Origin of the sequence: Cellulosilyticum lentocellum DSM 5427, assembly GCF_000178835.2 — a bacterium.
In the GTDB taxonomy this organism is placed as follows: domain Bacteria; phylum Bacillota; class Clostridia; order Lachnospirales; family Cellulosilyticaceae; genus Cellulosilyticum; species Cellulosilyticum lentocellum.
In genome coordinates this window covers 519,293-541,103 of record NC_015275.1, presented here as the reverse complement: position 1 = coordinate 541,103, position 21,811 = coordinate 519,293, and the positions used below count along the sequence as shown (strand labels likewise).

General features: G+C 36.7%; 14 protein-coding genes and 1 rRNA gene. All 15 read right to left on the bottom strand.

The window, feature by feature from the left end; genetic code table 11:
- Positions 1–214 precede the first annotated feature (214 nt).
- Positions 215–3,118 (bottom strand): 23S ribosomal RNA (locus CLOLE_RS02400).
- 563 nt (positions 3,119–3,681) lie between these two features.
- Positions 3,682–4,893, bottom strand: a complete 1,212-nt coding sequence (locus tag CLOLE_RS02395) for a TolB-like translocation protein (RefSeq protein WP_013655481.1) — start codon at positions 4,891–4,893, stop codon at positions 3,682–3,684.
- Positions 4,894–5,857: 964 nt separating this feature from the next.
- Positions 5,858–6,691, bottom strand: coding sequence for an ABC transporter ATP-binding protein (locus CLOLE_RS02390; RefSeq protein ID WP_013655480.1), 834 nt, complete (start codon positions 6,689–6,691; stop codon positions 5,858–5,860).
- Positions 6,692–6,703: 12 nt separating this feature from the next.
- The gene (locus CLOLE_RS02385; protein WP_013655479.1) at positions 6,704–7,480 is read right to left on the bottom strand and encodes an ABC transporter permease; all 777 of its coding nucleotides are present in this window, start codon (positions 7,478–7,480) and stop codon (positions 6,704–6,706) included.
- Positions 7,480–8,541, bottom strand: coding sequence for an ABC transporter substrate-binding protein (locus tag CLOLE_RS02380; RefSeq protein WP_013655478.1), 1,062 nt, complete (start codon positions 8,539–8,541; stop codon positions 7,480–7,482). Before CLOLE_RS02380 ends, CLOLE_RS02385 begins: the two co-directional genes overlap by 1 nt.
- A 57-nt stretch (positions 8,542–8,598) precedes the next feature.
- Complete coding sequence (locus CLOLE_RS02375) at positions 8,599–8,943, bottom strand: P-II family nitrogen regulator (RefSeq protein ID WP_013655477.1); 345 nt, start codon at positions 8,941–8,943, stop codon at positions 8,599–8,601.
- A gap of 12 nt (positions 8,944–8,955) precedes the next feature.
- Positions 8,956–9,282, bottom strand: a complete 327-nt coding sequence (locus CLOLE_RS02370) for a P-II family nitrogen regulator (protein ID WP_013655476.1) — start codon at positions 9,280–9,282, stop codon at positions 8,956–8,958.
- Positions 9,283–9,617: 335 nt separating this feature from the next.
- On the bottom strand, positions 9,618–11,333 hold the full coding sequence (locus CLOLE_RS02365) for an allophanate hydrolase (RefSeq protein ID WP_013655475.1): 1,716 nt from the start codon (positions 11,331–11,333) through the stop codon (positions 9,618–9,620).
- A 1-nt stretch (position 11,334) separates the two neighbouring features.
- Positions 11,335–14,928 carry an urea carboxylase gene (gene uca, locus CLOLE_RS02360; protein ID WP_013655474.1) on the bottom strand — a complete coding sequence of 1,198 codons (3,594 nt, stop codon included), beginning with the start codon at positions 14,926–14,928 and terminating at the stop codon, positions 11,335–11,337.
- A 22-nt stretch (positions 14,929–14,950) separates the two neighbouring features.
- On the bottom strand, positions 14,951–15,604 hold the full coding sequence (locus CLOLE_RS02355; protein WP_013655473.1) for an urea amidolyase associated protein UAAP2: 654 nt from the start codon (positions 15,602–15,604) through the stop codon (positions 14,951–14,953).
- A gap of 66 nt (positions 15,605–15,670) precedes the next feature.
- Positions 15,671–16,390: an urea amidolyase associated protein UAAP1 gene (locus tag CLOLE_RS02350; RefSeq protein WP_013655472.1), complete on the bottom strand. Its 720-nt coding sequence runs from the start codon at positions 16,388–16,390 to the stop codon at positions 15,671–15,673.
- A gap of 303 nt (positions 16,391–16,693) precedes the next feature.
- Positions 16,694–17,443, bottom strand: a complete 750-nt coding sequence (locus tag CLOLE_RS02345; RefSeq protein ID WP_157864028.1) for a response regulator transcription factor — start codon at positions 17,441–17,443, stop codon at positions 16,694–16,696.
- Between the two features lie 230 nt (positions 17,444–17,673).
- Positions 17,674–19,668, bottom strand: a complete 1,995-nt coding sequence (locus CLOLE_RS02340; protein ID WP_013655470.1) for an FtsX-like permease family protein — start codon at positions 19,666–19,668, stop codon at positions 17,674–17,676.
- Positions 19,661–20,428, bottom strand: a complete 768-nt coding sequence (locus tag CLOLE_RS02335) for an ABC transporter ATP-binding protein (RefSeq protein WP_013655469.1) — start codon at positions 20,426–20,428, stop codon at positions 19,661–19,663. The genes CLOLE_RS02340 and CLOLE_RS02335 overlap by 8 nt, the downstream gene beginning before the upstream one ends.
- A gap of 237 nt (positions 20,429–20,665) precedes the next feature.
- Entirely contained in the window at positions 20,666–21,676 is a 1,011-nt protein-coding gene (locus CLOLE_RS02330) for a sensor histidine kinase (RefSeq protein ID WP_013655468.1), read from the bottom strand.
- Between the last annotated feature and the right edge of the window lie 135 nt (positions 21,677–21,811).

Genomic DNA, 21,811 nt, shown 5'->3' with positions numbered 1-21,811 from the left:
ATCTAAATCTTTATTATCATTATACTCTTATAATAATTATTATTCAAGACTAATTAATATTTTTTAATATTTTCTACTCTAACCTGTACTTTAAATAGTTTTGATTCTCTCTTAAAAATTCTCATATGATTTTTTACATAAAAAAACACCCTCTCGGGTGCTCTCTTCTCATACTCTCAAAAACAAATACTACAACTATTCAACCTTCATTATCTAGGTCAAACCCTCGAACCGTTAGTATTGGTCACCTTAATGTATTACTACACTTACAGCTCCAACCTATCTACCTCATAGTCTCTAAGGGGTCTTACTCCTTTCGGATGGGAAATCTTATCTTGTGGTCTGCTTCACGCTTAGATGCCTTCAGCGTTTATCAGATCCAGACTTGGCTACTCTGCTATGCCTTTGGTAAGACAACAGATGCACCAGTGGTCCGTCCATCCCGGTCCTCTCGTACTAAGGACAGCTCCACTCAAATTTCCTGCGCCCACGACGGATAGGGACCGAACTGTCTCACGACGTTCTGAACCCAGCTCGCGTACCGCTTTAATGGGCGAACAGCCCAACCCTTGGAACCTGCTTCAGCTCCAGGATGCGATGAGCCGACATCGAGGTGCCAAACCTCCCCGTCGATGTGAACTCTTGGGGGAGATAAGCCTGTTATCCCCGGGGTAGCTTTTATCCGTTGAGCGATGGCAATCCCACTTTCATACCACCGGATCACTAAGTCCTACTTTCGTACCTGCTCCACCCGTCGGTGTCGCAGTCAAGCAACCTTATGCCTTTGCACTCTTCGAATGGTTTCCGACCATTCTGAGGTTACCTTTGAGCGCCTCCGTTACTCTTTAGGAGGCGACCGCCCCAGTCAAACTGTCCACCTGACATTGTCCCAGACCCGGGTAACGGGCCATGGTTAGAAGTTAAGTATTACAAGAGAGGTATCCCACCGGCGACTCCACCTAGACTGGCGTCCAGATTTCTCAGTCTCCCTCCTATCCTGTACATGTAATACCCAACCTCAGTATCAAGCTACAGTAAAGCTCCACGGGGTCTTTCCGTCCTGTCGCGGGTAACCAGCATCTTCACTGGTACTACAATTTCACCGGGTGCGCTGTCGAGACAGTGCCCAAATCATTACGCCTTTCGTGCGGGTCAGAACTTACCTGACAAGGAATTTCGCTACCTTAGGACCGTTATAGTTACGGCCGCCGTTTACTGGGGCTTAAGTTCAAAGCTTCGTCTTGCGACTAACCTCTCCCCTTAACCTTCCAGCACCGGGCAGGCGTCAGCCCTTATACATCACCTTTCGGTTTAGCAAAGACCTGTGTTTTTGTTAAACAGTTGCTTGGGCCTATTCTCTGCGGCCTACCTAAGTAGGCACCCCTTCTCCCTAAGTTACGGGGTCATTTTGCCGAGTTCCTTAACAACGCTTCTCCCGTCGGCCTTAGGATTCTCTCCTCATCCACCTGTGTCGGTTTACGGTACGGGTACCTATCACGCAATAGCAGCTTTTCTCGGCAGTGTGGATTCAGCAACTTCTCTACTTTAATTTCGATCCCCATCACACTTCATCCTCGTTCCCTGGTTTTTCCTTGGGAATGCGACTTTGTGCTTGGCCCAGGATACCATTCCTGGGATTGCTTATCCTCCTGCGTCCCTGCAGTTCTGATAATAGGTAGTACTGGAATATGAACCAGTTGTCCATCGACTACGACTTTCGTCCTCGCCTTAGGTCCCGACTTACCCAGAGCAGATCAGCTTTACTCTGGAAACCTTGGATATTCGGCCTACAAGATTCTCACTTGTATCTCGCTACTCATTCCGGCATTCTCACTTGTAATTACTCCACAGCTCCTTACGGTACTGCTTCTGCGTCGTTACAACGCTCCTCTACCAATCCAACTAAGTTGAATTCCATAGCTTCGGTGGTGTGTTTTAGCCCCGGACATTTTCGGCGCAAGATCTCTCGACTAGTGAGCTATTACGCACTCTTTGAATGAGTGGCTGCTTCTAAGCCAACATCCTAGTTGTCTTCGAAATCTCACATCCTTTTCCACTTAACACACACTTGGGGACCTTAGCTGATGGTCTGGACTGTTTTCCTTTTGACCACGTGTCTTATCACTCGTAGTCTGACTGCTGACGGTATCTTGATGGCATTCTTAGTTTGATATGCTTCGGTAAGCTTGTGGGCCCCCTAGGCAATTCAGTGCTTTACCTCCATTAGACTCCTATCAACGCTAGCCCTAAAGCTATTTCGAGGAGAACCAGCTATCTCCGGGTTCGATTGGAATTTCTCCGCTACCCACACGTCATCTCCACCTTTTTCAACAGATGTGAGTTCGGACCTCCATTACCTTTTACGGTAACTTCATCCTGCACATGGGTAGGTCACCCGGTTTCGGGTCTACTAACAATGACTATTTTGGCGCCCTATTCAGACTTGGTTTCCCTTCGGCTTCGTACCTCCTGGTACTTAACCTTGCCACAGCTAGTAACTCGCCGGACCGTTCTACAAAAAGTACGCGGTTGCACATCATATGGTGCTTCCACTGCTTGTAAACATAGAGTTTCAGGTTCTCTTTCACTCCCCTCCCGGGGTTCTTTTCACCTTTCCTTCACAGTACTATGCGCTATCGGTCACCGAGGAGTATTTAGGCTTGGGGGGTGGTCCCCCCAGCTTCCCACAAGGTTTCTCGTGTCTCGTGGTACTCTGGATACTGCTAGGCTTCACTTGGATTTCGCTTACGGGATTATCACCCTCTTTGATGAGACTTTCCAGACTCTTCAGCTATCCGCATTCTTGCCACGACGCAGTCCTCAACCCCAGATTACAAGTAATCTGGTTTGGCCTGTTTCCCTTTCGCTCGCCGCTACTTAGGAAATCGATGTTTCTTTCTCCTCCTGAAGGTACTTAGATGTTTCAGTTCCCTTCGTTCCCTTCCTATAGTTATGTATTGGCTATAGGATGACAGAGGTTTGCTCTGCCAGGTTTCCCCATTCGGATATCTACGGATCAAAGTTTATTTGCAACTCCCCGTAGCTTTTCGCAGCTTATCACGTCCTTCATCGGCTCTCGGTGCCAAGGCATCCACTCTACGCTCTTAGTAGCTTGACCTATTGCTCATTATTGAGCGGTCTAATCATGCTTTCACATGATTGGTGCCTTGTTAATTATCATTTCTGATAAAAACAAAGAATGTTTTAAGTCATTTCTGACTATATCGGTTAAATTGTAGATTTTACACCCTGACAAATTAATTATAGTACGTACGTTACGCACTTTAGTACATTTATCGTTAGGCGCAAGTTATATTGCTATAACTTACAAATCTATAATTGTTGTAGTATTTGTTTTTCAAAGTACGATGATTACTTATTAATTAATCTTTATTTTGTCGCTGCTTACTGCTGACGACTTGTATAATATTACACCACTGCATTACATAAGTCAATACTTATTTGTCTTTTTTTGTTTTTTATTTAAAAGAACTTAACTAGTACCTTCATAAGGGTGAATGTCTCTTCTCCTCTATTTGTATGGAAACAGGCGTAATCACTATGATAATATATGTAGCATTCCATTATCTACAGTTGCCTTATTAGAAGGTGTTTACTGTGTATAGAAACACTTGATTGCCAACGAAAAATGATAATTATTTTTTTCTTGAATTATACTTGTTAGCTATTATGACTTTCGATTACTTTTATATGACTAACTATAGGAAGATCTACTATCTTTTCCTCTTCTTCATTTTCTATAACTTTAACAAGGTATTTACCATTTGAATAAATGATAGATCCATTTGAATATATATCAAAGGCAAGTACTCCTTTTTTTATAGAAGTTAACTCTCCTGTTGGTGTGTATTTCATAAGTTCCCAATCCCGAGGCAAGATGCCTGCGTATTTTTCACCTTTTCTTTCATTAGCTTTTTGGTTTTGGTCAGCTTTTATCAGATTTCCTTCTATAAAGAGCTCTTCTTCACTTTTCTTTTTAGCTTTAGTGCCATTCTTAGTGTTAGTAGAAAGGTTATCTCCTGTATAGCGTATCGTAAAGAAATTAAGCCACATAAATAGCGCTCTTACGATTTTAACTGGTATAAATAGGAGGTTAATAAGCATATCTATCGGATTAGTTTGCCTGCCTTTATAAGTCTTTGGCCTTCTAATAAAATAAATATTGCCTTCTGCATCTTCTTTAGGTTTAATACAATCAAAGCCTTCAAAACTAATAACTTCCTCTATCTCACAAGTATCTAAATTTAATCTACATATATTATGCTCACTAAAAGCTATGGGAATACCATTACTATCTATCCCAATCCCACAACTATCATATACAATGGTATTTGCTCTAGCCTTTGACCAACTCGGATTAGCATCTATGCACTCTCCTTCTGTAAGCACTTGATAGTGAACTGTTTTGGGATCAAGAAGTGCTAAATGCCGGCTTATGCCATCTTGTCCTAAAGAAAGTATTACCTTTTGATTGGCACTATTATAGTCTAGGTCATACATCTGAATATTATTGGTATGCATAATATGACCTTCTGCCTCTTCTTTATTATCTAGACTTTTAGAAAACACCCCAAAGAATTCATCTACTTGAATGGCATAAATAAAATACCCTGGATTATCTGTAAGACAAATGCCTGTAGGACGTTTAAAAGTTTGACTTGCTTCTAAGTGAGAAAGATCTTTGTCCATTCCCATAAACTTTGCTCCTGCCCCTTGAGTCTTCCACTGCTGACGTAATTTGATGGACTGTTTATTTTTGTTATACTGTTCTACATATTGACTATTAAAGAAAGATAGAGTTTTATCTTCATTAATACTCCCCATCTGCTCATTAGTCATAAATAAAAGGGTATCTTTCATATGATTTCCCATTACATAAAACCTAAAATTATTTATGTTCTATGTCCTTTCTTTTGAAATTAGTCTTAAACACTCTTTATCCCATACAACTATTACAACTATTTTTCTTGATTTTCGCTATAATTATTTTAATTTTCTTACTATTATTATACATCCTAAAATATATTGGTACAAGTTTTATAACACATGCTATATTGCTCTATTGATGTATCTTATTAGGGCTTATTTACCTTATTAATATTATTTATCTTATTAGCATTTACTTGCCTTGTTAGCATCTACTTATCTTATTAGCATTCATTTGTCTTATTGGCTCTATTTATCTCATTAACTCTAGCCTATCCTAATCAATACTTATTCTCTTCATCAACTACAGACATGGAGAAAAGAGAGTGAGCGAATCATATAATCAAAGAAACTATAATCATAAGTACAGTAACTAAGAAAGGTATCCCAGCCATTAGCTATACGCCTTGCGTAAAACTAGAAAATTGACTCTTATTCCTCCCATTAGCCTTTCTTCTTTATCCTATTAATTCGGATTGTTGTTAAGTAAAGCTGTCATCCCCCCCTAAACTCAAAAATACGCCTTCATTAGGCATTTATCAGCCTTTTGAAGACGCGTTCTCATTATCTTTAGATAAGTTCCGTTTATATCATTTACTATTGTAGTTTGTTACTGTCAAGTAATCCTTAAATCTATTAGAAAATATCTCCGACTTCTGTCTAAGTATGCTATCTATAGTTTTTATAGATATTAGTACATTTGTATATATTGCTAGATACTTATGTGTTTCTAGATGTCCGTATGATTCTAGATATTTGTATGCCTACAGATATCTGTTTTGTCCTAGGTATTCGTATATTTACAGATCTTCGTTTGATCCTAGATATTCTTATAGCCCAAGATATCTATATGCTTCTAGATATTCTTATATTTTCAGCTATCTATATGGTCATAAATATTCTTATATTTCTAGATATCAGTATGTTCAATTAATCCATTGACTTCTTTTCTAATTGTAATGAATTGTTGTGTATCTTTTAAATCTAGATTTCTTTCATATGGTAAGAATACCGGTACTTCTTTTTTGATGGTTCCTGGTCTCGAGGTCATGACAAAGATTTTAGTGGAGAGAAAAACTGCTTCTTCAATGTCATGGGTTACAAAAATAACTGTTGGTTTTTCCACTTGCCAGATTTGGCGCATTAAAAGCTGCATATCAGCTTTTGTTTGAGGGTCTAATGCACTAAAAGGTTCATCCATTAACAAAACATCTGGGCTATTCGCCAAAGCCCTTGCAATAGCTACCCTTTGTTTCATACCTCCTGAAAGTTCCTTGGGATAACTATTTTTAAACTTTTCTAGTTTAATGATCTTTAAGTATTTATCTACGATTTTTTCTTGTTCTTCTACTGGCATCTTTTTTAGCTTTAGTCCATATTTAATGTTGTCACTTACTGTCATCCATGGGAATAAAGTATAGGCTTGAAATACCATACCTCGATCTGCACCTGGTCCTATAATATCTCTATCTTTAATGACTATTCTTCCTGAAGTTGCCTCATCAAGTCCACCTATCATACGTAAAAGTGTAGATTTGCCACATCCAGATGGACCAACAATTGAGATGAATTCATTTTCTAGTACGTTAATACTAACATTCTGCATGGCCACAACATCACCTTTAATAGAATGATAAGTCTTGTTAACGTCTTTCACGTATATTTTACTATTTGCTAAGTTTGCCTCTATTTGGCTATTTTGCTGCGGAAGTATTTTTTTCTTTGATAATTGAAATAAACCCATTCTTCTACCTCCTTATGCCCAATGGAATAATTTTTTATTAATATAAGCAAATAGACGGTCTGTAATAAGACCTAACAGTCCAATGACAATAATGCCTCCAAAAATAGCATCTGTTTTTATAAAACGCTGTGATTTTAGAATGGTATACCCAAGGCCACTATTAGCAGCAACTAGCTCTGCACTCACTAAGTAAGTCCAAGCCCAACCTATCATCATACGAAGTGTTTCCATCATCCTTGGTAGCATTGCTGGGATTAGAATTGTAAAGATTGTCTTATTCGTATTTGCTCCTAGTGTATAACTTGCATTAATGAGGTCATCTGGTACAGACTTCACATCATCTGCTATCATTAATACTAATTGAAAAAAGGTTCCGATAAAGATGATGGCAACTTTTGCTGCTTCACCTATCCCAATCCATACCATAATAAGTGGTACAAAAGCTGGCACTGGCATATAACGTATGAATTCTGATAAAGGTCTAACAATAGCCTCTGCTTTTTTAAAGGTTCCTGCTAATATACCAAGAGGAACTCCTAGGATAACAGCAAATACAAAACCTAATGTAATACGATAAACACTAATGCCCATGTTAGCCCACAAGGACCCATCTGCTATTGAAGAAATAATATAGTCAATAACCTTTGTAGGCGTTGGTAGCAAAATAGATCCTACCAAGCCTGAATAACTTAATATACTCCATAGGGCAATAACAAATATAAAAGAAGCAATAGCAAAAGTGGTGTATTTACTTTTACCAATATCTTTTCTGATTTTAATTCTAATCATTAATTTGCCCCCTTAATAAAAGTATCATCTAAAATAGCTGTTACATCCTCCGGTATTTTATCAATCATTTCTGTGGCTTTTAAGAATTCAGCTGATTTTTGCAGCGTATAAGGAAGAGAAGTATAGTCATTTCCTTCTTTAAAAGTCTCTTCATTCATAGCTTGATCAAAAAGTATTACCCCATCTAACATCACTAAATAATCTTCTTTTTCAAGCTCAGCCCCTTTAATAGTTGCTTCAATAAAAGCATCATCTCTAGTATCTAGCAATTTTTCACCGTCAAACCAAGATTGAACGACTTTTTGAACCACATCACTATTGTTATCAATAATATCTTGTCTAACAGCTAAAGTATCTGGAATTAAACCTGGTTCACTAGCTGTACTATAAATCACTTTACCACCTGCATTAACTGCCATGGATAAGGTTGGTTCCCATAATACTGCTGCATCAATGCTACCTGCTATAAAAGCTGGGCCTGCATCATTAATAGTCATATTGGTAAAGTTAACATCATTAATAGTCATGCCATTGTCTTCTAGAATTTTTAGGAAGAACATATGCTCTAAGGTACCAATCTCTGTGGCAACTGTTTTACCTTTTAAATCTTGAACACTACTAATGCCATCATGAACAACAAGGCCATCTGCGCCAGAAGAGTTATCATTTACTAGAACAATTTTAAAATCAACACCTTCATTAAGTGGCGCTACTGCATCAGAAGCGGCAATGCAAATACCATCTACTTGATTAGAATAGAAAGCTGTAAGTGAATCACTATATACTGGGAAATATTTAATTTCTACAGATACCCCATTCTTTTCAAAAATGCCTGTTCCTTCTATGCCATACCAGCCATACCAACCTGACATAGGACTTACACCTAGAATAAATGGATTTTCTTTAGTTCCCTTTTGTCCACCACTAGCAGTCTCTGAAGCATCTGATGTACTACTTGCATCATTACTAGTTGTTTGACCTAGGTTATTACATCCTGTCATAGTAAACATCGTCCCCATTATTGTTATTGCTGCTATTAAACTCATAAATTTTTTCCTCATAAATTCACCCTCCTTATTCTTGTAAATGACTTTTTCGTTATTCCCAGTTCTCTAGCATTAGATGATAGCCTCATTACCCTTTTCATTAGTTCTAATTCGGATAGCTTCCTTAACTGGTAGTACAAAAATCTTGCCGTCTCCTGCATGATTGGTTTGGTTAATCTTAACAACTGTTTCTATAAGAAAATCAACGTCCGCATCTCTTACATACATCTCAATAAGCCTCTTAGCCACTAAACGATGCTTAATTGGTCCATTCTCCTTGTCCATGTCATATTGAATTGGTTTTTTGCCTCTTCCTATAATCTCTTTAACAGTCATTGAATGAAAGCCGGCTTCAACCAAGGCTTTTTTCGTTTTAAAGTACATTTTAGGACGTAAAATAATCATGACTTCTTTCATTTGCCTTACCTCCTATAGCTCTTCTTTTCCACTACTGATTGTAACGGCCTTCTCTACTTCCATTACAAAAATCTTACCATCTCCATAGGTTCCACCATTTGGTGTTCTTGCTGCATCTGCTATGATTTTTTCTACTTTAGCTTCATCTTGATCTTCTACCACAATCATAATCATTTCTTTTGGAATCTCATCATAGTAGGTATCTCCTACCTTTAAGCCTTTTTGCTTACCTCTTCCTAATACATTCATTCTTGTTGCAGCTAAATAACCTTTTTGCATTAAGGCATCTAATACGTCTTCTACCTTTTCCGGTCTAACAATTGCTTTAATCATTTTCATAGTCACATTCATCCTTTCTATTATTTAACTTACTTATTGTTGCTTTTTTAATTTTTTCTCTTAAGTTTTTGCCTCTAACTTATAGACTTTGATATTTCCTCTTACCTTTTTGCTTCTAACTTTTAACCTTTGTCTTTCTCCCTTGGGCTTTTTGCTAGTAGCTTCTAGCCTGTAGCTTTCTCCCTTGAGCTTTTTGCTAGTAGCTTCTAGCCTTTTTCAGGTGCCTATCACTTCTATTACTTAGCTTACTCTATCGGTTGTTACTCAATAGGCTACTTAATTTATATAGTATTGTCACTCTATCTCCATACTTGGAGTAATCTCTATCACATCACTTACTTAGTAAGTATAAATTTTCCCTCTTGGGTAATATCCTTTGCAGTCCTGGTGGCATAGTCTTCACAAAGAAAACCAACTACCTTTTCATTATCCTTTAGGGTGATGGTTCCCATGGCTAAAGGTTCGCTAACGTTTTGCATAAAGGCCCCAAACTTAGCAATAGGAAGTTCATATAAATCTACTTCAATAGCTTTTCCTCCCTCACCCACATGGCACATTCCTGGTTTGATTGGTCTTGTATCTAGTGAGTAGAGCTTATAAAAAGCAGCAGTCTGTGTGCTTTCTAAATAATGCGCTCCTAATTCTACTAGCTGACTTTCTAATGGATAGCCTTTTTTGTGTAAACCACAAACTGCTACTTTCATTGGCTCTGCTTCTAGGAAAGTTTTTGCTGCACCTAGTATCAGACCTTCTGAATCTGCTAAGCCAAAAATGGTAATACCAAATGGTAAATTTGTCTCTTTCATCTTAGTTGGGATTGAAATAGCACAAAGATCGAGGAGATTACAATGATTAGTGTAAAGCCCCATCTGGCTATTGGTTTTAATTGGATTATTTCTCACTTCTTCTCTAGTAAACGTACCACCTGCTGTTGGCATTATTAAAACCGCATCTTTAAGTAACCTTTTAGTTTTCATACGATAGTCCTGTAATTCATGAATGGCACTAAATAAGCTTTCTGCTGTATGCTCTGGTTTACTACCAGATTTGAGTATGGTCTTAGTAACTGGGAAGATTGCTTCTAAGTGGCTGTCTACAAATTCTCCAAGATCTTTCCATCTTTCTGCTACCCATGGTCCATCGTATAAAATAGATGCTGCTTTTTGGAATATGGTGTAGTCAATGTACTCAACTGTTATGCCTAAATCTTTAATTCTGCTGACTGCTTCTTCCCATTTTTTTTCATAAACTGCTTTAAAGGGACCATAAAAGCTAACACCATTTTTAGCTAGGCATATTTTTTTAGGTAGCTGTTTAAAAGGCATGTCGTATACTCTAGACCATGCACATGCTTCGTCAAAGCCTCTAGCTACTCCATTAACTAGTTCTGCATCTTCAAGAGAATTGGCAAATACATTAATGCAATCTAGGCTAGCACAAGCAGGTACAACACCTTTAGTTGACCATGCTCCTAGTGAAGGCTTATAACCTACTAAACCATTAAGGGCTGCTGGCACTCTTCCTGAGCCTGCCGTGTCTGTTCCCAGTGAAAAAGCTGCCATCCCTAAGGCTACTGCTACTGCTGAGCCTGAGCTAGAGCCTCCACTAATAAGCTCTGGATTTAATGCATTATGTACTTCTCCATAAGGACTTCTAGTCCCTACAAGGCCTGTTGCAAACTGATCTAAGTTAGTTTTACCTACCGGAATTGCTCCTGCATCAATTAGCTTTTGTACTACAGTAGCGCTTTCTTTTGAAAGATAACCATAAGACTCACAAGCTGCTGTTGTTTGAACACCTGCTAAATCAATATTGTCTTTAATGGCAAAAGGGATACCCCATAGTGGATAGTCGCTTTGCTTCTTATCTTCTAATACTTCAATATAGCCTTTCATCATAGCAAGTGAAGGGGGCACAATCCAAATATTTTTTTCCTTATTAGCCTCTGCTCTTTTAACGATTTCTTCTGCTAATGCTAAGGGCGTTAATTCCTCATTTTTATAGCTTTCTTTTATCCAAGTTATTGTTAGTTTCAAAGGAAAATAATTCATTTCACTCCTCCTTTACTTTAATTGATACGGCTAACTGGCCTGCACTTACTTGATCACCAGGACTTAGATAAAGCTTTTGAGCCTGGCCTGTAAACTCTGAAGTAATAGGAAATTCCATTTTCATACTTTCAAGAATCATAAGCTCCTGTCCCTCTTTTACCTCTTCTCCTTCTTGTACAAGCACTTTCCATACGCTTCCTGGAATATTCGTTCTTACGGCTTCACAGCCTTCTGCAAGTTCCTCTTCCACAATAGCTGCTGCTTCATGATGCTCAGAAACAAATTCATCTAAGCCTTGTTCTTTCCAGCGCTGTCTTTCTGCTTCAAAGGAAGCTTCTTGATGATCTTTAAATGCCTTACTACTCTCTTTAATCTCCTCTAAGAATTTTTTGTACTCTCCAAGGTTAAAAGTAGTTTCTTCTATTTCTACTTTGAATTTTCCTCTTAAGAAATCTTCTCTGTATTGTAATATTTCTTCTGCTGATACGGGATAAAACTTAAGTTGATCAAAGAAATTAAGTAACCAAGGTTTTCCTTTTTTAAAGTTATCTGTTTCTCTAAGAGAGTTCCACATTTGTACGGTTCTTCCTACAAATTGATAGCCACCAGGGCCTTCCATACCATAAACGCAAAGGTAAGCACCACCAATACCTACGGCATTTTCTGGGGTCCATGGTCTTGCAGGATTATATTTAGTAGTAACCATCCTATGTCTTGGATCAACTGGGGTAGCTACTGGTGCTCCTAGGTAGACATCCCCAAGCCCCAATACTAAATAATTGGCTTCAAAGACAATACCACTTACATCCTCTATGCTGTCTAAACCATTGATTCTTCTTATAAACTCTGGATTACTTGGACACCAAGGTGCATTAGGCCTTACTGTTTGCTGATAACGCTCAGCAGCAATTTTAGTTTGCGGGTCATCCCATGAAAGAGGTAATTTAATAATTCTAGAAGGCACAGTAACATCTGTTAAGGGTGGAAGAGCCTCATTGATTTTTAATACCTTATCTACTAAGTCTTTAATGGCAATCTTATCTGGATCAAAGTGAATTTGAAGTGAGCGAATACCTGGTGTTAAATCAATAATAGAAATTCCTACCTTTTCTAGTTCTTGCATTAAAATATGTACTCTAAAACGAAGTTCTATATTAAGCTCCATTTTTCCGTATTCTACAAGGATGTTTTCTTCTCCAGCTAAACGAATCATAATAGCTGTATCTGCTGCGAACCCTCTAGCTAATATAGCGTACTGTGGTGTCAGCTTTTTATTAGGCTTAGGTAATTTAGGAATAGCGTTTCTAAACTTAATATTGGCATCTTCTGTTTTTCTAATCAGTTCTGCTTCTTCTAGAGAAAGAAGTTGGAAACGAACCTTATCTCCTGGATGAAGCTGTCCTATTTTCCAAAGCTCACCTTTAGCTGTTGTTACAGCACATACAAAGCCTCCAAGGCTTGGTCCATCAGGTCCAAGTAAAATAGGCTGATCACCTGTAAGGTCAAGGGTTCCTATAGCATAAGCATTGTCATGAATATTGGATGGATGAAGCCCTGCTTCTCCCCCATCTTCACGTACCCATTCTGGAATAGGGCCATTTAATCGTATACCTGTTCTGGCGCTATTAAAGTTGACCTCATATTCTGAGTTGGTCAGCGTCTGTAGATACTCTGGCTTTAAATATTCCTCTGTTGGTTGAGGCCCTGGAATCACACCAATTGTCCATTCATTTGTAAGGATGGGTTTATACTTATCAGGCACAGATTCTATAGAATCGATTAAACAATTCTCTGTAACCCTTAGCACATCCCCTGTTCTTAAAGTCCTTCCACCATGTCCACCAAATTTACCATCTATAAAAGTAGAGCTACTGCCCATAATCTTTGGCATATCAAAACCACCGGCTACAAGTAAATAGGTTCTCATCCCTACTTTACAGTCTTTAAACTTAAGAATTTGATTAGGCATCGCATGAATGACTTGATACATCCCAATAGGTACACCATCTAAGGTTGGCTGCATATCGGCTCCGGTAATACAAAAGCTTATGGCTGCTCTAAATTTATAGCTGCCTCCTCTTAAGGTCAGCTCTAATCCCGTGGCACCTTCAGCATTACCTAATAAACTATTGCCTAAGCGGAAGTTGTAACTATCCATAGGCCCACAAGGTGGAACGCCTACTGACCAATAACCAATCATACCTGGATAATCTTGAACAGTGGTTTGCACACCTCCATCCAGTACTTCTATTGCTTTTTCACTAGGTAAGAATTCTTTTAGCATGCCTGTGAAAAGTAAGCCTTTCTCATAACTTTCTGTTTTTAAAAGTGCTTTTAAGTACTGAAGGTTAGTAGTAATACCATATACTCTAGAATTTTTTAATACTTGATTCATTTTCCTAATGGCATCTGCTCTGTCTTTACCATGTACAATTAACTTAGCAAGCATGGGGTCATATAAAGAAGTAACTTCAATGCCTTTTCTAATCCAGCTTTCCACTCTACAAATAGGGTCAAAATAAACTTCGTCTATCTTTCCTGAACTTGGTCTAAAACCATTTAAACAATCTTCTGCATAGACACGTACTTCAATAGCATGACCATCTGGTTTTTTAAGCTGTTCTTTCATACCTTTAAGCTCACCAGCTGCTTCTTTAATCATCCAAGAAACAAGGTCTAAGCCAAGTACCTCTTCTGTAATCCCATGCTCTACTTGAAGCCTTGTATTTACTTCAAGAAAATAGAATTTTTCTTCTGCCTCATCGTATAAAAATTCCACGGTTCCTGCACTTTGATAGGATGCTTCTTTAGCTAAATCCTCGGCTGCTTTATACATTGCTGCCCTCACTTTTTCTGGTAAGTTTGGAGCTGGACTTTCTTCTACTACTTTTTGATTTCTTCTTTGTACAGAGCAATCACGTTCGCCAAGTGCTACAGCTTCACCATAGGCATTACCAAAGATTTGTACTTCCACGTGTCTTGATTTTTCAATATATTTTTCTAAGAAAACACCTGCATTATTAAAGTTAGCTGCTGCTAAATAACATACGCCTTCATAAGCTTCTTTTAGCTCTTTAAAGGAATAGCAAATGCGCATACCAATACCACCACCACCAGCTGTACTTTTTAAAATAACAGGATAGCCAATCTTTTTAGCTTCTTTAACCGCTTCCTCTACGCTGCTTAAAAGCTCTGTTCCTGGAAGTAAAGGTACACCTGCTTTTTTTGCAAGGGCTCTAGCAGAATGCTTGAGTCCAAATAACTCAATCTGCTCAGGGGTAGGTCCAATAAATTTAATGCCTTTTTCTTCACAGGCTCTTGCAAACTCTGTATTTTCACTTAAGAAACCATAGCCCGGATGGATTGCTTCTGCTTTAGTCTCTACGGCAATGCTTAAAATTTTATCCATGTCCAGATAGGTTTCTTTAGCTGTGCCTTCTCCTAGCAAAATAGCTTCATCTGCATATTCTACATGAAGGCTATCTTGGTCAGCCTTAGAATAAACAGCTACGCTTGAAATTCCCATTTTCTTTAATGTTCTCTCTATCCTTACAGCAATAGCTCCTCGGTTAGCAATCAAAACTTTTTTAAACATAGACACTTCCCCTCCTTCACATTTATTTTGTATCCCAAATAAGTAATCTTACAGGTGTAGGATTGTATGCATTACATGGATTGTTAAGCTGTGGACAGTTACTAATGAGTACCATGGTATGTTCTAATGCTTTCATCTCTACATATTTACCTGGCGCAGATACACCATCATCCAATTTTAATCCACCTTCTTTGGTAACCGGTACGTTCATAAAGAAGTTAATATTAGGTGCTAAATCACGCTTTTGAATACCACTATCGCTTTTTGCTAGTTGAAGCATAAAGCTATCTCTGCAGTTATGCATGTCAATTTTTTCTCTAGCATATCTCACCGTATTACTTTGAGAAGAACACGCACCACCTAAGGTATCATGGCGCCCTGTAAGATCGGCTGTGATCTCAAGTAGGGGTTTTCCTGATTCCGTTCTAAGAATGCTCCCTGTCGTTAAATAAATGTTTTGTTGCATGACAACGGTTGTTACTGCTCCATAATGATCTTCTGGATTCGTCATATCATAAAAGGTTGTATCCACTGCTTGATTACCTTCCATATCTAAAATACGAAAAGTTTGGCCTGGAAGAAGCTCATGCATCCAACCATCACCTGCGTTTACTACTTCATCATAAATAGCATCTTCTATTTTTAAGTCACTTTCTTTTTTAATAAATCCGTACATATTCATTCCCTCCTATTTTTCATTCACCTAACAGGCTTTTTTCTCCACCATCATTTGTTATCTCATTTATAGGCCAAGTAAGTTATAGTAATCCCAAGTGTTTTCAAATGCTCTATAGTTTTCTGGTCTATGATTCACACATTCATCCGTTAAATCTACAGGTGGCGCATCATAAACTTCAACAGTAACTGGAACACTTGGATAAGTCTCACTTGGATTAAGTGGATTAGGTGTATTTGAAAGAATAATAATCATATCCATCTCTGTTCTTAAGGTAACAGTAGCGCCTTCGGTGCAGTGACCTGCTTCATAATGCATGCTGCCATCTTCTTCTACATAAACCTTTGAGAAAAGATTGACACATGGTACTAAATCTCTAGGCCCCATATTATTTCTGACTAGCTCTACTGCAAAGTTTTCTTCTCCACTTCTAAGCCAATCATTTCTTAAATCTTGATAAGTGGTCTTTCCATACTTTTCATCTGTCATCATTCTTGTTGTATAGCCTGAAATCGTATCATGCCATCCCAGGCTATCTTCTACGATACTAGCAAAAACTCTACCATTATCGCTCATAAGTACATTTCCTTTTGTTAAGTGGGCAGTATACTGAGCCTTCAAAGTATCTGGCATATTGTAACGTTCTGAAGTATCCCTCATGTTATAAAGTAATAAAGATACATTGGCATCTTTTCCTAATGCTTTAAAGTGAATGTATTTACCTCTTCCAATATTGCCTGACCATTTTTCTCCTGGTTTTAATGTTTTACTCCAAATCTTTTTCATAGCACTTACCACCTTTCATCCTTACATTAATCATTAATTAACTCATAACTGTTCAGTCTTTTGCATCCAAGTATCTTTCACTCTACACTTTGCCCTGACTAAATAGTTACAAATAAAAAATGCAAGGGCGCTTTATAAAAATAAATGCGCCCTTGCATCTTGTTTTCTTGTATTCCTTTATTAATTAATATCTTAGTCCCTTCTCTTCGTCTTCTCAATTAGCCTTCAGCATGATTTTAAACGAAAAAAATAGAACTTAAGTTATCTCTCTACTACTTAAGTTCTATTACTATCCATTTTAGTTTACTTTAATAATACCAAAAGCTGCGTTCGATTTTTAACACCAGTCTTATTATAAATATTATAAAAATGCTTCTTTACCGTAGAAATGCTAATAGACAGCTTTTCACCAATCTCGCTATTAGAGCACCCGTCATTAACCAATTGTACCACCTCTCCTTCTCGCTCTGAAAGATCATATTGCTTGCAGACTGAATCTAGTTTACTTTCCTTTCCTTCTATCTCCTTAGCGCATAAATGATATTGAATATTCCTAAGGTGAAGCTTTAAATTATCTAGGATATATAAATCTTTATCTGAAAAATCTCCCAGCTCACTGCTTCTAAACAGATTAATAATGCCTATTATTTTTTCTTCTTTTAATAAAATAATGCCACAACCATAGGGAATATTTTTAGGCCTTAAGAATTCCCTATAAAACTCCGTTTTCTTTCTTATATCTTCATCTAGTATGTCTGTATCTCTATAAGTTACTGTCTTTTTGGTAAAGTCAGATACATATTTCAGGTAGTCCACATGATAGTAGTGCTTAAGGTATTCATCTACACTATTATCATCGCTAAAGATAAAACTAGATTGTTTAACATCTATTTTCCCTTCCTTATTAAAAATAAGATAATAACCTTGCGTATAGGGTATCAACATGCGAAACGTCTTTAACAATCTATCAGTTAGTTCATTAATATCCCTTATTTCGTACATATCTAATAAAATGTTATTCATCGTATTCCATTCGTTCTCTTTTAGTATCATGTTGTTCATCCCCTACTCCCATTGTCTTTTCTTTCAGTAAGACTAGCCTCTGTATAAATTAGAAGCTAGTTTTTACTTTCATCAATTGATATATTTATAAAATATATAATATGAAAAATATATATGAATTACGGATAGCCTATATACCAAAAAAAGGCAATATATCTCCTGATATATCGCCTTTGATAATATGATTATAGCATATGTTTTTAGTTATACAATATGTCTTTTTAATTCATACGCTTTACAATTTTATAATAAGCTTTCGCTGTAAACAGATAACTAATTACATAAAGTAGGGTAAATGCAACAATGACTACACCACTGCACGCATAAATTAATGCATCATTGTATAAGTTGAGTACACCTAATAAATTTTTCACGACTTGTAAGCCAAAAGCCATATGAATAATAGCAAAAATAAGAGGTAAGAAAAATACAATGAGAATTTGCCTTTTAATTGTTGCTTTTACCTCCTCATCACTCATCCCTACTTGCTGCAAAATTTCAAAACTCTTTTTATCCTCAAAGCCCTCTGATATTTGTTTATAATACATCATTTGCACAAGGCAAACACTGAAAACAATACCAAAGAAAATCCCTAAGAAAATGAAACCACCATTCATAGACCTTGTTTCTTTTCTCCATTGTCCTACATAACCTGATGAACGATGTCCATAAGCTGTATCTATATAGGTATTTAGATTTTCAATCAATAAATCCTTATTCACTTCTGCCGCTTCTATATTAAAATGAATATTGTATAATTCATCTTCTTTTGGTGATGCGCTAAACTTAGCTGCTAGAGTGTCTATTGATTCCTTATCCTTTAAAATAATATAGTAAGTTTCATCCACCATATTTCTTTCTTCTTTGGCTTCAATGGTAAATGACTTAAGTTCTTCTTTTACTTTAAAGGTCTCATCCTCCAAAATCACTTCATTACTAGCAAAATCTTCACTTTTGCTAAAAATGAGAACTTCATTCTCTGCTAAAGTTTCTTGTTTATTTTCTATACGGTTATAATCTGATAGGGTCATAAAACGCAGTGCAAAAGTATCTTCCCTACTTCCACCATGTAAACTTGCATTAAGAAAAGCATTATCTTGTTTATAACCTTTTACCTTTTGAAACGTAAACTCTTTATAATCTGTTATTTTTGAAGAAGCAGCTTTGGCTATTTCTTCCACCTTTGCCTTAAAAGCTTCTTGCTTTTCTAATGTATCAAACTCATCTACATTAAAATGATACTCGGCGTCCATAGGATAATTAAAACGTACAGCTCCTTCTTCTCCTGTTAAAACCGTTAACGTACAAATTAAAGTAATAATAATCATGGTACTAAAAATACAAATATTTGCTAGGCCTTGTGCATTTCTTTTCATACGATAAAGCATGCCTGATATGGTAACAAAATTCTTCTTTTTATAATAAATGTTAGGTTTGCTTTTCATCCATCTTAAAATAGCAATGGTACCTGTTTTAAAAATAGATCTGGTCCCCCAAATAACCAGCATTACTGCTAAGAAAAAGTTGACAAATATCATACTATCTAACTCTGTAATCAGTGCTATATAATATCCTGTGGCCAAAATAAGGAATCCCATAACTGCTCTAAAGCCTAAAAACCTTACTTCTTTTTCTCCTTTTTTATTGCTCTTAAGAAGTTCGATAGGTTTAGTAATAAAGACTTGCCATAAGCTAACTCCTAAGTTAACTAAACTAATCACACCAAAATAAACAATGGTGTACTCATAGCTTTTGAAACTACCCACAAACTCAGTATCTACCGGAAGTCCTGAAACATTTAAAAGGAGTAAATAAATCAGTTTAGAAAAAACAGTTGCTACCAGTATACCTAGACCTGTGGTTACTAGATAAATAAATATACTTTCAAGGCACATAATGGCACCTATATACTTTTGATCTAAACCTAATACGTTATAAAGCCCTAGTTCATTTTTTCTTTGCTTCACTAGAAATTCATGGGTAGAAAAAAGAATAGGTGCTAAAATAATTCCTAGAAGCACACGACCGATTTGCATCAGGACCATTACATAGTCTGCATAAGGTAAATCATAAAGCATTTTATTATCACAGATAGCACTAAAAATAAAAAATACAAACACTGAAAAAGTCGTAATGAGCATATAAGGTACATACACTGAACCATTCTTCTTAATGCCATTAAGGCTTAGTTTTGGTAAAAGGACAGCTTTATTCATTGTCACCGCCTCCTGCTTGTAAAACTGTTAAAGTATTGGAAATGTGCCTATACATTTCCTTATCGTTCATTTCTCCTCTATAAATCTGATTAAAAAGGTTGCCATCCTTAATAAAAAGTACACGACTTGCATGACTTGCAGCTCTAGTACTATGCGTTACCATAACGATAGTTTGTCCTTGTTTATTAATCTCACCAAATAAGTCTAAAAGCTGATTAGAAGCTTTAGAATCCAGAGCTCCCGTAGGCTCATCTGCCAAAACAACTTTAGGCTGTGTAATGAGGGCTCTAGCAACTGCTGCTCTTTGTTTTTGTCCTCCTGAAACTTCATAGGGAAACTTAGGTAGGATTTCTTCAATCCTTAACTGTTTAGCTAATGCTTCCAGCCTCTCTCCCATTACTTCATACTTTTCCCCCTGCAAGACAAGAGGCAGTATAATATTATCTTTAATTGAAAAAGTATCTAATAAATTAAAGTCTTGAAATACAAAACCTAAATGATCTCTACGAAAAGCACATCTAGCGCTAGGTTTAATAGTAGCAAAGGATTTGCCCTCTAATAAAATCTCACCTCTAGTAGGTGCATCTAAAGATGCAAGTAAATTAAGTAATGTCGTCTTTCCTGAACCTGATTCACCCATAATGGCTACATATTCACTTTTTTCCACAGAAAAGCTTACATTATCCAAAGCCTGAACCTGTGCGCCTCCAAACCTAGTAGTATATACTTTATTTAAATTTTTAACTTCTAACAATGACATGGTTGTCTCTCCCTTTCTTACTTAATTAATGATGACTGAGCTCTTACTTCAAAAGTTATTATAGCTGCGCTGCTAATCATTAGAAGTGCTTAGATGCAGTCATACTATGCTCATGTAATAGTTGTAATAGTAAGTATTATGATATCTCACTTACTCTTTTAGTATAGAAAAAAAAGAAATGCTCTGCCATTTCTTTGGCTTACATTTCTTTTTTCAAACATGACATTTTTGTAAGTTCTATATTTTTTTGTTCTTACGAAAGCCCAAAGTAACCGTTGTTCCCTTTCCAACCACTGAAGTTATTTCTAAGTGATGTGAAAGTCTTGTTGTCACCTGCTTGCAAAGGTATAGTCCTATACCCGTTGACTTCTTATCCATTCTACCATTATAACCTGTAAAACCTCTATCGCAGATTCTAGGCAAGTCTTCTGGACTAATGCCAATACCAGTATCCTTAATCATAAGCTTTGTTTCTTCTTCCGTATCTTCTACTGAAATAGTAATACTTCCTGTTTGTGTATACTTTAAGCTATTTGATAAAATTTGCTCGATTACAAAACTAATCCACTTCTCATCTGTTAATACGGTTTCCTCAAAAGGCTCTAACTGAAGTGTTAACTTTTTCCCAATAAAACTCATAGCATACTTCTTCACAGCTTGTCTTACGATATCTTGAAGGGAATAGGGTTTTAAGACCAAATCTGATGAAATACTCTCTAGCCTTAAATACTGCAGCACCATTTCCACATATTGTTCTATTTTAAAAAGCTCTGTTTCTAACATATAACCATTTTGTTCTTCCTTTTGTTCCAGTAAAAGCTTCATAGCTGCAATAGGCGTTTTAATCTGATGTGCCCACAAGGTATAGTAGTCTGACATCTCAGTTTTTTGCTCACCTAATTGCATTTTTGCTGCTTGTTGATTATCATAAAGCGCCTTTAAAATCTCTTGATAAGTTTCCTCAATAAGATTCTTTGACATAGGTAGCTGTTCTAATGAGATCCCTCTATTTTCATAGACATTTAATAAAGCATGATATTTTTTAACGTATTTTTGATAATCCCACAAGCAAATAACTATACCTATAAATCCAAATACATAGGTACTATATATAATAGGCCCCATAGGAATCTTAGATAAAGCTGCTACTACGCAGTAAAGAAACATCAGTACTAAATAAAGTACTATACTCTTCCTATGGTCCTTTAACCATAAGAAAGCTAAGGCTCCCACACTCTTTTTTTCCATCTGATCTCTCTCCCTTCCTATCTCTTCCCCTTTTTATTCTTTATTTTATAGGGTTGATTATTCACTGTCTACTCTTCATATTTTGTTTTTTATACTTTATGTTTTATCTCTTATCTTGGAATCTATATTAAATAA